General features: G+C 70.3%; 14 protein-coding genes. 6 read left to right on the top strand and 8 right to left on the bottom strand.

All coding sequences use genetic code 11. From position 1 onward, the window contains the following. Window positions 1–118: 118 nt before the first annotated feature. The gene (locus AC4NMM_RS08560) at window positions 119–661 is read left to right on the top strand and encodes an HPP family protein (protein ID WP_096394656.1); all 543 of its coding nucleotides are present in this window, start codon (window positions 119–121) and stop codon (window positions 659–661) included. On the opposite strand, the gene AC4NMM_RS08555 is transcribed toward AC4NMM_RS08560, so the two are convergent. The 6 genes from AC4NMM_RS08555 to AC4NMM_RS08530 all read right to left on the bottom strand — a co-directional run bounded on the left by AC4NMM_RS08555 (window position 658) and on the right by AC4NMM_RS08530 (window position 5,583). Further along, window positions 658–1,935 carry a DUF6498-containing protein gene (locus AC4NMM_RS08555; protein ID WP_491924084.1) on the bottom strand — a complete coding sequence of 426 codons (1,278 nt, stop codon included), beginning with the start codon at window positions 1,933–1,935 and terminating at the stop codon, window positions 658–660. The two genes, AC4NMM_RS08560 and AC4NMM_RS08555, sit on opposite strands and share 4 nt — an antisense overlap. A 68-nt stretch (window positions 1,936–2,003) precedes the next feature. Further along, complete coding sequence (locus AC4NMM_RS08550) at window positions 2,004–2,216, bottom strand: hypothetical protein (protein ID WP_491924083.1); 213 nt, start codon at window positions 2,214–2,216, stop codon at window positions 2,004–2,006. Next, window positions 2,213–3,301, bottom strand: a complete 1,089-nt coding sequence (locus AC4NMM_RS08545) for a GNAT family N-acetyltransferase (RefSeq protein ID WP_491924082.1) — start codon at window positions 3,299–3,301, stop codon at window positions 2,213–2,215. Before AC4NMM_RS08545 ends, AC4NMM_RS08550 begins: the two co-directional genes overlap by 4 nt. Beyond that, window positions 3,298–4,593: a Glu-tRNA(Gln) amidotransferase subunit GatD gene (gene gatD / locus AC4NMM_RS08540; protein WP_491924081.1), complete on the bottom strand. Its 1,296-nt coding sequence runs from the start codon at window positions 4,591–4,593 to the stop codon at window positions 3,298–3,300. The genes AC4NMM_RS08545 and gatD overlap by 4 nt, the downstream gene beginning before the upstream one ends. 140 nt (window positions 4,594–4,733) lie before the next feature. Continuing rightward, a complete protein-coding gene (locus AC4NMM_RS08535) occupies window positions 4,734–5,009 on the bottom strand; it encodes a PadR family transcriptional regulator (protein WP_004597247.1) in 276 nt (91 codons plus the stop codon). Between the two features lie 427 nt (window positions 5,010–5,436). Further along, window positions 5,437–5,583, bottom strand: a complete 147-nt coding sequence (locus tag AC4NMM_RS08530; protein ID WP_172863951.1) for a DUF8555 family protein — start codon at window positions 5,581–5,583, stop codon at window positions 5,437–5,439. A gap of 539 nt (window positions 5,584–6,122) precedes the next feature. Here AC4NMM_RS08530 and priS point away from each other — a divergent pair. From priS to AC4NMM_RS08510, 4 genes are read left to right on the top strand one after another with little or no spacing between them, the layout of a single operon-like run. After that, window positions 6,123–7,286, top strand: a complete 1,164-nt coding sequence (priS, locus tag AC4NMM_RS08525; protein ID WP_491924080.1) for a DNA primase small subunit PriS — start codon at window positions 6,123–6,125, stop codon at window positions 7,284–7,286. 10 nt (window positions 7,287–7,296) lie between these two features. Beyond that, window positions 7,297–8,373, top strand: a complete 1,077-nt coding sequence (locus tag AC4NMM_RS08520) for a DNA replication complex subunit Gins51 (RefSeq protein ID WP_096394643.1) — start codon at window positions 7,297–7,299, stop codon at window positions 8,371–8,373. Window positions 8,374–8,382: 9 nt separating this feature from the next. Then, window positions 8,383–9,042: a DUF998 domain-containing protein gene (locus AC4NMM_RS08515; RefSeq protein WP_096394641.1), complete on the top strand. Its 660-nt coding sequence runs from the start codon at window positions 8,383–8,385 to the stop codon at window positions 9,040–9,042. Between the two features lie 25 nt (window positions 9,043–9,067). Beyond that, on the top strand, window positions 9,068–10,318 hold the full coding sequence (locus AC4NMM_RS08510; protein ID WP_491924079.1) for an MBL fold metallo-hydrolase: 1,251 nt from the start codon (window positions 9,068–9,070) through the stop codon (window positions 10,316–10,318). A 21-nt stretch (window positions 10,319–10,339) separates the two neighbouring features. Here the strand turns inward: AC4NMM_RS08510 and AC4NMM_RS08505 are convergent, their stop codons facing one another. Together AC4NMM_RS08505 and AC4NMM_RS08500 are read right to left on the bottom strand one after the other, a co-directional pair. Next, window positions 10,340–11,233 carry a hypothetical protein gene (locus AC4NMM_RS08505; protein WP_491924078.1) on the bottom strand — a complete coding sequence of 298 codons (894 nt, stop codon included), beginning with the start codon at window positions 11,231–11,233 and terminating at the stop codon, window positions 10,340–10,342. Beyond that, window positions 11,230–11,817: a DUF7344 domain-containing protein gene (locus AC4NMM_RS08500; protein ID WP_491924077.1), complete on the bottom strand. Its 588-nt coding sequence runs from the start codon at window positions 11,815–11,817 to the stop codon at window positions 11,230–11,232. Before AC4NMM_RS08500 ends, AC4NMM_RS08505 begins: the two co-directional genes overlap by 4 nt. A gap of 449 nt (window positions 11,818–12,266) precedes the next feature. Here AC4NMM_RS08500 and AC4NMM_RS08495 point away from each other — a divergent pair, with 449 nt between their 5' ends. Continuing rightward, on the top strand, window positions 12,267–13,067 hold the full coding sequence (locus AC4NMM_RS08495) for a hypothetical protein (protein WP_491924076.1): 801 nt from the start codon (window positions 12,267–12,269) through the stop codon (window positions 13,065–13,067). Window positions 13,068–13,231 lie beyond the last annotated feature (164 nt).

The following is a 13,231-nucleotide window of genomic DNA, read 5'->3' as shown; positions in this document are numbered from 1 at the left end:
AAGCGGCGGCGTTCCGTCCGCCGGTCGGCCGGCGCGCCGCTCTCCGATCCGCCGGGCCTCAGGCGCGCCGCTCTCCGATCCGCCGGGCATTTGTGAGTCGCCCGCCGACCGGGTCGCAATGCGCCGCCGCCTCGGGACGAGCGTCTACGCCGGCCTGCTGTTCACCGTTCTCGGTCTGGTGGCGTGGGCGACCGGCCAGCCGTTCGTCTTCCCGAGCCTCGGCCCGTCGGCGTTCGTGCTCGCGTTCGACCGCCGGAGCGAGCGCGAGCGCGCCGTCCGCGTGGTCGGGAGCCACCTGATCGGCGGCGTCACCGGGCTCGCGGCGTGGACGGTCATCGCGGACGGCGCCGCGCTCACGGCGACGCCGCCCGCCTTCTCCCCCGCGGGGTTCCGGCTGACCGCGAGCGCGGTCCTCTCGCTCGTGGCGACCAGCTGGGCGATGATCGCGACCGACTGGGTCCACCCGCCGGCGTGCGCGACGACGCTCATCGTCTCGCTCGGCCTGCTCTCGACGCCCGCCGAGGTGGCGATCATCGTCGCGAGCGTGACCGTCCTCGTCGCCTTCCACGCCGCCGTGATCCTCGCGTTCAAGCGCCTCGTCGGGGACGCGCACCCGCTGTACGGGCGGGACAAAGGGGGAGGCGGCGGCGGTCCGAGCTAACCGTCCGGCCGGTCCGGCCGCCGCTCGAAGACGTCGAGTATCGGCTCGGGGTCGGCGACCCCCGGAATCCGGTACTCGTCGTCGCGGAGCTCGATGGCGACGGTCTCCGTGTCCAGTCGGCGGTCGAGTCCGCTTCGCTCCACCCGGAGGTCGGTCTCGTCCCACGGCTCGACGCGCCACAGCGTCGCCCCGGACAGGCGGTCGCGGGCGACGAGGGCGTCGTCGCCGGCGCGGTACTCGACGAGTCCGTGCCGGAGCTCGTGGTCGATCGCGGCGGGCACGAGCGGGAGCGCGACCGCGGCCGCGGCGAGGGCGGCGGCGGCGCCCCACTTCCCGCCGATCGCGAACAGCGCGGCGCCGAGCGCGGGGAGCGCGGCGAGGTACCACAGCCCCGGGTGGCCGAGCGGGGTCGTCAGCGCTCCCGCGATCCGCGCGCGAGGGGGCTGGCGGACCGTCTCGACCGGCGCTGCGAGCGAGCCGTCGACGGGCTCCGCCGCGGGCGGGTCGTAGGAGAAGCCCAGGTCGAGCGCCTGCGACTCGTCGAAGGCCGCCAGTCGGTCGCCGTACAGCCCCCCGAGGTCGAACGCGGCCTTCACCGCGACGATCCCGAGCAGGAGGGGGAGTCCGATCGCGGAGGGGTCGAGCGCCGAGATCGGCGTGTCGCCTTCGAGCGTCGCCACGGCGACGACGGTGACGGTGAACAGCGCGCCGAGGAATACCGCCGCACCGCGGGCGAACACGCCCGTGAGCGCGGTCTGCGCGCTGTGGTCGCGGTACTCGCCGCGGCCGAAGTACTCGACGAGCGTCGTCGCCCCCTCACCGACGAAGAGTGCGAGCGTCGCGAGCGCGACCGTGTCGACGACGGTCGGGACCGTCCCCTCCTCGACGACGACGCCGACCGTGAGCGTGCCGACGACCCCCCAGACGACCGCGAGGATCGGCGCGGCGATCGGGAGGACGAGCAGCGAGGAGAACCGGACCTGAAGGTCGGTCCGCGGGATCGACAGCCCGAGCCGCCGCTGCGCGAGCGGGCCGGAGAGCAGGACCTCGCGCTCGATCTCGGAGGGGCGCCCGGCGAACAGCGCGCGGACGACGGCCCAGAGGGACGCGATCCCGAGCTCGAACCAGTACAGCGTCATCAGCGCGGCCGCGTTCCAGCCGAGCGCGACGACGCCGACGAGCGGGAGCAGGTTGGCGACCGCGACCGAGAGCGCGCGCGGCCGGCGGCCGCGACCGAGCGCGCGCAGGCGGTCGGGCAGGGGGAGGGCGGGCATCCGTCGGTCGTTTCGGGTCGTCTCACATAAGCGGCCGGGAGCATTCGGCTCGCCCTCGTCGCGGTCGCCTACCGCGACGGGCCGGCGTCGCGGTGGAGGTACAGGTACGCGAGCACCGGAACGATAGTGAAGAGGAGCGTCGAGAGCGCCCAGAGGGCCGCGTAGCGGCTCCCGCGCGCCCTCGCGTCGCGGTAGATCCAGACCGCGGCGGCGACGACCACGCCGTAGATGACGAGCGTGAGCGGGAGCGACCACGGGAGGGCGACGCCGAAGAGCGTCATCGCCCACCGGAGAGGTCCGCGCACAGCACGAAGTCGGGCTCGGCTGCGACCGCGACGCGGTTCGCGGCGGCGTCGCTCACGTGCTCGACCGTCTCCGGGATCAGCACGCGGGCGCCGTCGGCGTCGGCCGCGGCGGCGTCGGCGGCGACCGCGTCGAACAGCGTGCCCGCCGCGTCGACATCGCGCCACGCGGCGGTCCCGTACGTCGCGGTCCGCGTCGTCTCGCCGTCGACCTCGCGCTCCGTCACGCGGGTCCGGACCGCGAACCCGGAGAGTGCGTCGGCGTCGGCGACCGCGAGCAGCCGGTCCTCGGCGGCCGCGGTCGCGAGCCGCTCGCGGGTGAGCTGCGAGCAGGCCCACGACTCGCCGGGGTCGAGCGCGAGCCCGCGCAGGCGGCCGCGGGCGTCGCTGTCGCTCCAGAACGCCCACGCCGCGTCAGGGTCGGGATCGTCGAGGGGGACGACCGCGTCGCCGTCGGCGGGGGCGGCGTCCGCGGTCGCGGCGGCGAGCGCGTCCGGGTCGGGCTCCGGCTCCGCGAACCGGAACTCCGTCTCGGGCTCGAAGCCGACCGCGCGCGACTGGCCGAGCCCCATGACGTTCCACGAGAACACCATGTTGCGGCAGACGGTCGCGCCGCGCTCGCGCGCCCAGTCGAGCGCGGCCTCCGAGAGCGCGGTGCCGACGCCGTGGCCGCGCGCCGCGGGGTCGACGCGGATCCCCTGTCCCCACGCCTCCCACTCGGAGAGGAGCACGGACTGGATACAGCCGACGACCGCCTCGGGGGCGCCCGCGTCGGCGGCGCCGTCGCCCTCGCCCTCGACGTGGGTGTCGCCCGGTTCTCGGCCGTCGAGGTCGCCGGCCTCGGCGGCTTCCGGCGGGAGCGTCGCGACGAACGTGCCGCGGTCGGGGTCGTCGGAGTCGGCCCAGTCGGGGAACACCCGCGGGATGTAGTCGTCGTGGCGCTCGCCCCAGGTGTCGCGCGTGAACGCCGCGACCGCGTCGGCGTCCGCTGTGCGCGCCTCGCGGACGACGGGGGCGGGCGCCGAGTCGGAGTCGGACGCCGGCTCCCCCTCCGGTCCCGTCATCGCCAGGGCCGCGACTCCTCGGTCAGTTCGCCGGCGAGGTCGCGGCCCATCGCCTCGGCGGGGTCAGAGCGGTTCGCGAGCGCCCACATCAGCTTCACCTTCGCGGTGCCGGGGAGGGTGTCGCCGGCCTCGACGACGCCCGCGTCGAGCAGGTCGCGGCCGGTGTCGTACACGCGGTCGCAGACTCGCCCGGCGAGACACTGGCTCGTCATCGCGACGACGGTCCCGCCCTCAACGAGCTCCTCGATCCGCGGGATGAGGTCGGTGTGGACGTGGCCGAGCCCGGTGCCCTCGATCACGACGCCGTCCTTGTCGTCTAAGTACGCCCACGCCGCCGGGTCCATCCCGGGCGTGAACTTGACGAGCTCGACGTTGGGAGCGAGGTCGGGCGCGAGGTCGACCGATTGCGCCGCGCTCCCGCGCGGGAGCGGCTCGCGGCGCCACTCGATCGCGGCGTCGGCCGCGTCGCCCTCGGCGCCGGCCTCGGCGGCGGCCTCGTAGTCGATCAGGCCGAGGGGCGCGGCGCCGACGGTCTCGAAGGCGTCCCGGCGGGAGGTGTGGTTCTTGCGGACGCGCGTGCCGCGGTGGAGCGCGCAGGCGTCGTCGGAGGGGCTCGCGTGCATACACACCAGCGTCTCGGCGTGGTCGGCCTTCGCGGCCTCGACGGCGCACACCGCGTTCATCACGTTGTCGGAGGAGGGGCGGTCGGCGGAGCGCTGGCTCCCCGTGAACACGACCGGCACGGGCGCGTCGAGCATGAACGAGAGCGCGGAGGCGGAGTACTGCATCGTGTCGGTGCCGTGCATCACGACGACGCCGTCGGCACCCGCCTCGATCTCCTCGGCGACCGCGTCGGCGAGGTCGCGCCAGATGGACGGCTCCATGTTCTCCGAGAGGATGTTCGCGACGACGCGGCCGCGGTAGTTCGCGCGGCCGGCGAGCTCGGGGACGGCGCGGAGGACGTCCTCGGCGTCGAACTGGGCCGTGACGGCGCCGGTCCGGTAGTCGACGGTGGAGGCGATCGTCCCGCCGGTCGAGATGAGCGAGACGGTCGGCAGGTCCTCGTCGAAGGTGATCTCCGAGGCGGCGTCGCCGCCGCCGTCGTCGGCCGCGGGGTCGACCTCGCGGACGCCGGACTCCAGCACCTCGACGTCGGCTTCATCGCGGTCGATACCGACGTTGTAGCCGCCGTCGAGCTTGACGACGAGGTGGTCGCGCGTCGTGGAGGGGAGCAGTACGCCCTCGTTGGTGACGCCCCCGCGCTCGACGCGGACGCGATCTCCCGGTTGCATACGACCGGGTTCCCCCGGGGCGGACTTGAATCCAACCGTTCGCGGCGGCGCGTCGACGGCCGGAAAACGAGCAGAACGGAGCGAGAAAGAACGGAACGGGCGGGGCTATCGACCGGGTGCGGGATCGGCGGGCGGCCGGGTCAGTGCTCGATGTACTCGGCTTCCCAGTCGGTCCGGGCCTCGATCTCGCGGCGCCCGCGGCGGGTCAGCGTGTAGTAGTTCGTGCGGCGGTCGCGCTGGCCCTTCTCGACGAGCCCCTTCTCGACGAGCGTGTCGAGGTTCGGGTAGAGGCGGCCGTGGTGGATCTCCTTCTCGTAGTACTCTTCGAGCTCCTCCTTGATGGCCAGCCCGTGCGGCTCGTCGAGCCCCGCGATCACGTAGAGCAGGTCTCGCTGAAAACCTGTGAGGTCGTACATACAACTGCTAATACATACCTGTCGAGAATAAATAAATATACCGTTATATCAGTCCACGTACGACCACGCACCGGGCCCTACATCCCCGTAACAGACGCCTCCGTTCTGTCAGTTCCGTAACTCGCACGCGAAGCGAAATTATACTCCCCGCGGTCGGACATCGTTTTCGGTGTCTGATACGTATGCGGACGCGAGGACGGCGACCCGTCGGTCGGGATCGCGGGAATCGAGATCGCGGGAAGCGCGTTCGCTCGGGGGCGACACGAGAAGCTGAGCGCTGCGCGGTCGAGTGTCGGAAGAAGGCACGCCCGACGCGGAAAAAAGCCGCGTCGGGCCTGCCGATTGGTCCCCGCTGACGCTTCGGCCCTCCAGACGAAGCGTCACCCGATCGTACAGCGTAGGGAGTGATAAACGTGTCGTACGTCGCTCACATATGTTCCTCTTCTAACACCCACCCGAGCGCGCGCTTGTAGTGCGTGAACAGCTCCTCGACGCCGCGGTGGCTCATCTCCTCGTCGTCCAGCTGTTCGCGGAGGAACTCGTACTGCTCTCTGACCTCCTCTTCGGAGCGCATGCGAAGGGGTACGGAGCCGTCTCGGATAGTGTTGTGGCCGAGACGTGGTGGTCGCCGTCGAATCGGCGATGTTCATTTATAAATAGGCGACGGCAAATTGACGGTGACCATCCCCCGGAGCCCCAACCGCTCGGCTGTGCGGCGATACTTCCTATAAATTACCGACCGACACGCACACCACCGAAGCCCCAGCCGGGAGGCGGGCGCACGCTCGCCGCGCTCCTCGCTCGTTCGCTCCGCTCACTCGCTGTGGTGCTCGCGTCGCCTGCGCCCGCCTCCCGGCTGCCCCTTCGAGTCCCATCCCCCACCGCACCGCACAGCACCTCACACCTCCCCAGCCTCGTCGGGCGCGTCCTTCGGGCTCCCTTCGGTCGCCCTCGGAGCGCCCGACTCCCTCGCGCGTGCGACTCGCGGCCTCCGCTTCGCTCCGGCCGCTCGCAGGCACGCGCCACCGCCCTGATTATTTAAAAAGCGAGTGGCGTCGCGGTCGCGGGCGAACGGTAACGTTGATACGTCGACCGCGGGTACGAGAGGAGACGATGGACGAGCGGACCCGCGAGTACCTCCGGGGGCGGTTCGGCGACTACTACCGGTCGGTCTCGCTGTCGCTCCCGCCCGACGCGAACCTCCGCGAGTGGGGCCACATCCCGTGGACCCCCGGGTCGGGGACGACGATGGTCCGCCACCAGTCGCTGTTCGACCTCGGCGACGTCGACACGTTCTTCGCGGACAACGCCCCCCGCCACGCCTACTTCTCGGCCGCGCGCTACGACGATCCGGGCGCGGCGACGATGGGGCAGAAGGGGTGGCGGAACGCCGACCTCGTCTTCGACCTGGACGCCGACCACCTCCCCGGCGTCGACCCCGAGACCACCTCGTACCCGGAGATGCTGGCGGCGTGTAAAGAGGCCCTCCTGCGGCTGTTGGACTTTATCGACGACGACTTCGCGTTCGAGGACGTGACGGTCGTCTTCTCCGGCGGCCGCGGCTACCACGTCCACGTCCGCGACGAGAGCGTGCGGGAGCTGGACAGCGAGGCGCGCCGCGAGATCGTCGACTACGTGCGTGCGATCGACCTCGACACCGACAACCTGATCCGCACCGTCTCCGACCGGGGGACGACGAAGCGCGTCCTCCGGACGGAGGGCGGGTGGGGCGCGCGCGTCCACGAGGAACTGGTGAACTACGCCGACAACCTCCGCGAGATGGACGAGGACGACGCGAGAGAGGAGCTGATGGAGTTGGACGGCATCGGCGAGGGGCGCGCGGAGACGATCCTCGGCGCGTTCGACCGGAACCCGACCGCGGTCCGCGAGGGCAACGTGGAGGCCGGCGGCCCGGGCGTGCGACGGCTCGTCTCCGCGCTCGCCTCGCGCGTCGCCGCCGCCGACGCCGCGCCGATCGACGAGCCGGTGACCACCGACACCCGGCGGCTCATCCGGCTGCCGGGGACGCTCCACGGCGGCTCCGCCCTGGTCGTCACGCCGCTCGACCGCGACGAGCTCGCCGACTTCGACCCCCTTCGCGACGCGGTCCCCGACCGGTTCGTCGGCCGCGAGATCCGGATCGAGACGGACGCGGATCGGACGGTAGAATTAAACGGCGAGCGCGTCAGAGTTGAATCCGGTACGAACGCCGTGCCCGAGTACGCGGGAGCCTTCCTGATGGCCCGCGGCGAGGCGCGGAAAGCCCCCGAACGATGACCGAATATAGATGAACCTCGACGAACTCCGGTCCGCGCAGGCGAAGGAGCGCCGGAAGGACAGCCTCCAGCACCTGCGGGACTCGTTTTACGACGACGTGGGCGCGTACGTCGCGGACCTGCGGGCCGCGCGCGACCGCCGTGCCGAGCAGGTCGAGAACCCGTTCGCGGACGACGACGTCCGCCGGCTCTCCGACGAGGTGGAGACCGCCGAGGAGGTCGCCGAGGCGCTGTACGAGCGCCGAGTGGGCAAAGTCGTCAAGCTCGCCTCCTTCGCCGCCGCCGACATGTCCGTCGACGAGGAGGGGATGACGACGGAGGAGCGCCGGCTGTTCGACGACCTCGTCGAGCGCATCACCGCGAACAAGTCCGAGGTCCTCGACGTGCTCGCGGGCGAGTCGCCGGTCCCGGACGATTCCCAGACCACCGACGAGATCGCCGACGAGACCGCTGCCGCACCCGACGCCGCGGGGTCGCGCGACCCGACGCCGAGCGACCCGACATCCGAAACCGATGCGTCCCCGACGGGCGCGGAGCCGACGGATCCGAGTACCGAGGTGGCGGACGCCGCCGACGGCCCCGCCGCCTCGGACGCGCTCGCCGGTGCGATGGGCGGCGGCGAGTCCGATCCGTCCGCCGACGCTCCGCCCACGCCGCCCGAGCCGACCGAGAGCGGCCCGGATCCCTCCGAATCGGAGCCGGCCGAAGGAACCGGGGCAAACGGCGACGAGCCGACGCCGGTGCCGCCCGATCCGGCGCCTCCGGGAGCGGTCGGCGTCGACGAGGAGCCCGACGGGACTCCCGCGGGCGACGCCGACGAGGAATCGACCGCTGACGCGACGACGGACGGCGGAGCGGTGCCCGAGGGAGCGCCGGCCGGCGAGCCGGCGGCCGACTCGCCGACGACCGCCGACGCCGACCCGGCCGAAGGGACCGAACGGGCGACCGTCCGGATCACCCGCGACGTCGGGGCCATCTTCGGCGTCGACGAGCGGGAGTACGAACTCGCGAGCGAGGACGTCGTCTCCCTCCCGGTCGAGAACGCCGACCCGTTGGTCCAGCGCGACGCGGCCGAGCGGCTCGACTGACCGCGGTCGATGGCGCCCTCCGCGCCCTCCTCAGCCGACGGTCGGGCCGGCACCGACGCGGACTCTCGTTCTCCCGAAGTCGGCGAATTCGGGCGTTTCGCGGCCGCGTTCGGCGCCGTCGCGACGCTCTCGGCGCTCGGCGGCATCGCGCTCGCGGTGCTCCTCGATCCGACCTTCTCGTGGACGGCCGACGCGCTCTCCGACCTGGGCGTCCGCGACGGGAGCGCCGCCGCGTTCAACTGGGGGCTGATCGGCGGCGGGGCGGCGGGCGTCTGCTACGCCGCGGGCCTCGGACGGACCGGTCGCCCGCTCCGGGCGCTCCTCCTCGCGCTGTCGATGGTCGCGATGGCCGGGGTCGGCGTCTTCGACCTCACCGAGCCGCTCCACGGACCGGCGGCGATCGGGTTTTACGGACTGATAACGCAGGTGTTCGCCGTCGACGGGTGGGTGAGGCGAGACGAGCTGACCGGCCGCGTCGCGCTCGCGTTCGCCCCGGTCCACGTCGCCGTCTGGGCGACGTTCGCCGCCGGGTGGTGGCCCGTGACCGGGCTCGCGCTCCCCGAGCTTCCGGGGGCGCTCATGCTCGCCGCGTGGGTCTGGGTCGTCGGGCCGGCACCGGTGGTCGGGGCGATTCGGTCTTCGCCCGGCGACCCGACCGACGGACACTAACGCCGCGGGCGGCTACGGTTCGCCGATGGAGTTGGAGTTCCTCGGCGGCGCCCGCGAGGTCGGCCGGAGCGCCCTCCTCGTCGACGACGCGCTGCTCGTGGACTACGGGCTCATGACGGCGGACCCGCCGCGGTACCCGGTGCGGGACCCGGAGCCGGACGCGGTCGTCGTCTCGCACGGCCACCTCGACCACGTCGGCGCGGTGCCCGCGCTGCTGAAGGGCGACCGCCGACCGCCGGTCCACTGGACGCCGCCGACGGGCGAGCTCGCGCGGACGCTCGCCGAGGACACGCTGAAGCTCCACGGCAACAGCCCGCTGTGCCCGTTCGGCGCCGAACACGTCGCGCGGCTGGGCGAGGCCGAGCAGCGGCACGGCTACGAGGAATCCTTCCCGGTCGCGGGCGGGATCGACGGCGGCGGGTACGAGGTGACGCTGTTCTCGGCCGGCCACATCCCGGGCTCCGCGCACGTCCTCGTCGACGACGGCGAGACGCGCCTGCTGTACACCGGCGACTTCCACACCGACGACCAGCGGCTGGTCGCGGGGACGACCGCGCGCCCGGACGCCGACGTCGTCGTCTGCGAGTCCACCTACGCGGACGTGACCCACGAGGACCGCGCCGCGGTGGAGTCGGCGTGGGCCGAGGGCGTCGAGCGAACGATCTGGGAGGGCGGGACGGTCGTCGCGCCCGCGTTCGCCATCGGCCGGACGCAGGAGCTGCTCCTCGTCGCGGCCGCGAACGACCTCACGCCGTACGTCGACGGGATGGGGGTCAAGGTGACGGAGACCCTCCGGCGGTACCCGTCGTTCCTGCGCGACGCGGACGCGTTCGGCGAGGCGGTCGGCCGGGCGCGCACGGTGACGGGCCGCGACGGACAGCGCGAGCGGATCGCGGCCGAGAACGCGCTCGTCGTCACCACATCGGGGATGCTCGCCGGCGGCCCGGTCCAGACGTACCTCCCGGAGATCCGAACGAACCCGACGAACCTCGTGACGCTGACGGGGTACCAGGTCGAGGGGACGCCGGGCCGCGAGCTTCAGGAGCGCGGGCGACTGGAGATAAACGGGCGGGTTCAGCCCGTCAGCGCGCGGGTAGAGTCGTACGACTTCTCTGCGCACGCCGACCGCGAGGGACTGGAGTCGTTCCTGGCGTCGTATCGCGGGGCGCGCGTGCTGGTGAACCACGGCGACCGCTGCGAGGCGTTCGCCGCGGACCTGCGCGAGGACGGATTCGACGCGAGCGCGCCAGAGGTCGGTGAGCGGATCGAGGTATGAAAGGCGAGCCGGGAGACGGAGTCAGTCGCCGTCCTCGCTCTCGACGCCGACCTCGTCGCCGTCGACCGAGGCGTTCAGCAGGAACTGCTCGTCGACGGACCCCTCGTACGCGACGCCGTCGCCCGAGGAGGGGATCTCGTAGTCGCCGGCGTCCCAACCCGGGTGGACGTAGGTGACGTTCTGTCCGGGGAACTCGACGGCGGCGACCTTCCAGTTACTCGGTGTATGGTCGACCTGCGACCGGAGCTTCTCGGCGGTGTCGAGCCGGTCATCTCCGTCGAACGTCGTCACCTTCGTGAGCTCGTCGACGCCGTCGCTGGGGGGATTCTCAGCGATCCACACGGTCGCATCGACGAATCCATCCGCGCTCTCGACCGTGACGTTCCCGTTCGCGCCGTCGTTGAACTCGACCCCCGTCACCGTCGGTCCCTTCGGCACGCACGTCACGGTGCGGGTGCGATCCAGCGAGACGCTGACGCCGCCGCCGTTCCCGTCAGCCTCGAACAGGAGCCGGACCGGCTCCTCCTCCGAGCAGCGCAGGGTGACGTTGACCGGGAGGGCGGCTCCCCGCTCGAGCGACGAGGGCGTCTCGACCGACTCGATCGTGGCATCCGTCGATTCGGGGTCCGCGATAGAGACGTCAACGTCGAACTCGTCGAGGTCGCTCCCGAACTGGTTGCGGTACTCGACGACGGACGTGGATTCCCCGCCGTGGACCTCGTCGGTCAGCGGCTCGTAGCCGAGGTACGCGCTCGTGTCGTTGGTGACGTTGACCGCGATCCCGCGGTCGGCCTCCATCGCGGTGAACCCGGCGGTGCCGAAGACCAGCCCCACCGCCGCGGTGAACGCGAGGACGAGACTCAGCGCGCGGAGCGGCCTCACGCTGGCCGTCGCCGTCCGGGTCGGGACGCTCATTGTCGCCGTCGGAGTTCGGGCGGTTTCTCCGTGTTCCCCAAGCGCGCCCGGCGGCCGATGACGTGATGGGCGACCGACGAGATCCCGAAGACGGTGGCCGTGAACACCCCCACGTCGATCGCTTCGAAGCCGGCGAACCCCGGCGTTCCCGTGGCGACTGCGAGGAGGAGCGAGGCGGCGAGACCCGCGAGCCCGACGTAGTAGAGGCTCCACGGGATCTCCCTGCTCCGGAGGACCTCGACGTAGATGTCGAGGTTCTCCAGCTCCGGCGTCGGCTTGACGAGGTTGGCTTCTTCCTCGATCGTCACCACGTTCTTCTCCGCTAACTTCGGCAGGTGCGTGCGCTGAAGGGTGCTGTACACGTTCCGACGGTCCTCGTACCGGACCTCGTCCGGGTGGATATCGTTTTCCCACGCGGTGACGTGCGTGGAGAGTTCGGAGACTTCGAGCGGTCCCTCTGCGCGCTTGAGCGCGTGAATGACGAAGCGGCGCCGTCTGTTCGACAGTACCTCGAAGATTTCGTCTTCGGACAGTTCACCTCGGTTTCGGTCCGTCCGTCGTGCCGTCGGAGCTGTAAAGAGCATCGGTATGACCACCCTGATTCCGCGTCGTCGGATCCCACACCCCTGAGCTGGCGAGACTCACCAGTAGCGTGTGTGAGAATATACCATAAATAGGTAGGATAGTTAATCTGTTAAGTTATAAATTCTGATACTAACACGCTCGGATCGTCGCTTCATGACGATTGATTGGGAGGAGAGGACATCGAACACGCGGTTTTCAGCGGGACGTCGTTGGGGATGAGAGTTCCAACAGCGGGTCACAGGGCCTTCACGTCGGCTTCAGGGTCGGATCGATGTAGGTCGCGAGGAGCGATTGTTCCGTATCGAGTCACTCACATCGCGTATCGATCCGGGCACACGAACATGTCGAGAATTTCATAACGAAGTACCGTCCCCCGTATGGGTTATCCGAGCGCTCCCGGCCCGGACGTCCGGACTGCGGGGGTGCCCGAACACAGGTGAGATACGATATGGAACGACGCAAGTTCGTTGTCGGACTCGGATCGCTCGCTGCCGGCGGGGCAGCCGCAATGGGTACCGGTGCGTTTACGAGTGCGGTCGTGCCACGTAGCGCGGATATTGCGGTCCAAAACGACTCGAATGCGTACCTCCAGCTCGAATCTGGTGGAGCTCGTGGTGTTGGGGACCGGATCGGCCAAGAAAACGGTGAATTGTACATCGACTTTGATCAGGACGCATCCGGGTCTGGTGTCAATGACAATGCGAGGTACCAGATCGGTGCGATGAATGACGACGCGTTAGGTGACAAAATTGACTTCCAGAGCCTATACGATGACGATAGTGCCCCACCGGCGGCAGGTGACGGGGAACCGTACGTGGAGTCTTCGGGTACGGATCAGTCAGCATTCGTTGTCCGCAACATGAGCGGACAGACGCTCGACATCCAGATCGGACTGAATACCGCATCGGCAAACGCCGGTGCGACGGTGTACCTCCAGGGCAAAGCGACCGACATCAGTGGTGGTGACGGATCGACTAGTACTGATGATGGATCGAGTCAACTGGACGGAGCGACCGCTACTAACACGACTGAACTCGATCTCAGCGATCCGACCTCTGGTCAGGACGGCGCGATGGAAGCCCTGAGCTTCAACAACGCCAACGACCCCGATGAAGCGATTCCTCCGGGTGAATCCGTGTACGTTTCGATCCAAGTGGACACGCGCGATGGTGGTACGCCGGCGGGACGTTCGCTGGCTGAAGAGCTGACGATCAGTGCCAACGAGGCTGCAGATCCCGGCGCGGAATAATTGAAAATTGAAGCGACGGCGGCAGCTTACGGCTCCGCTGTCGACGGCTCTATTCCCCTTTTACCCACGCTACTGCCCACAAGGTTGGAAAACCATGATACGAGTCGTTTCCGCCGTCGAACAGCAGTCACCAGTGCCATCAGGGATGACTACGGTTGGTATCG

The sequence above is a fragment of the Halorubrum sp. SD41 genome (genome assembly GCF_058630335.1).
The sequence above is the reverse complement of the archived record's forward strand: the minus strand, read 5'-3'. Positions and strand labels throughout refer to the sequence as shown.